We start from the raw sequence: 552 nt of genomic DNA, 5'->3' as shown, positions 1-552 counted from the left end.
CGCGTTTGTCTTCGTACTCTTCGAGGTCGACGAAGACGCCGAAGTCCGCGATGTCGTCTACCTTTCCGACGACGAGTTCGCCGGGGTCAGGCCATCCGCTGTACTTCATACGAGGTCCTCCAGGGAGTTACGCCTCAAGTTCGTCGCTGTCGCGACGCTCGACCGTCTCGACGACCTCGCCGTGGAATTCGGCGTTGCCGCCGGTCGGCGTGGCGAGGGTCGTCCCGCAGACGGCGCAGTTGACGACCGAGGAGGCTTTTCCGAAGACGACCTGTTCGTTCTCGCAGTCGCTGCACGCGACCTTGTAGAAGTTTCCTGCCATGATTTACTCCTGGAACTCCAGGCGACCGGCGCGCCAGCCCTCGCGCATGTGGGCCTTGCCACAGTCGGAGCAGATGTACTTCAGGTGGGTCTTCTTCGTCGGCTTGTCGCCACCGGGAACCTTGGAGAACTTACCGGCGTTACCGATCGTGGCCTTGCCGCGTCGCGTCTGACGGGCGTTCCACTTCATGCCGGTCGGGCGGCCGCTCCGGACTTTCTCGACCTCGTGTT

Annotated in this window: 2 protein-coding genes and 1 pseudogene; all 3 read right to left on the bottom strand. The window is 62.9% G+C overall.

The window, feature by feature from the left end:
* Positions 1-109 (bottom strand): annotated as a pseudogene (locus tag DVK00_RS20725) (translation initiation factor IF-2 subunit alpha); the annotation flags it as partial.
* An 18-nt stretch (positions 110-127) separates the two neighbouring features.
* Positions 128-322 (bottom strand): 30S ribosomal protein S27e, encoded by a 195-nt coding sequence (locus DVK00_RS20720; protein WP_004044235.1) that lies wholly within the window; start codon positions 320-322, stop codon positions 128-130.
* A gap of 3 nt (positions 323-325) precedes the next feature.
* Positions 326-552 (bottom strand): 50S ribosomal protein L44e (locus DVK00_RS20715; RefSeq protein ID WP_121578513.1); only part of this gene is annotated, 227 nt, incomplete at its 5' end.

The organism is Haloarcula sp. Atlit-47R (genome assembly GCF_003665985.1).
Classification (GTDB): domain Archaea; phylum Halobacteriota; class Halobacteria; order Halobacteriales; family Haloarculaceae; genus Haloarcula; species Haloarcula taiwanensis.
Note: the sequence above shows the minus strand (reverse complement) of the source record. Positions and strands in the feature narration are given on the sequence as shown.

Coding starts and splice junctions, on each gene's coding strand:
- DVK00_RS20720 (WP_004044235.1), bottom strand. CDS start 322: ATGGCAGGAAACTTCTACAAGGTCGCGTGCAGCGACTGCGAGAACGAA.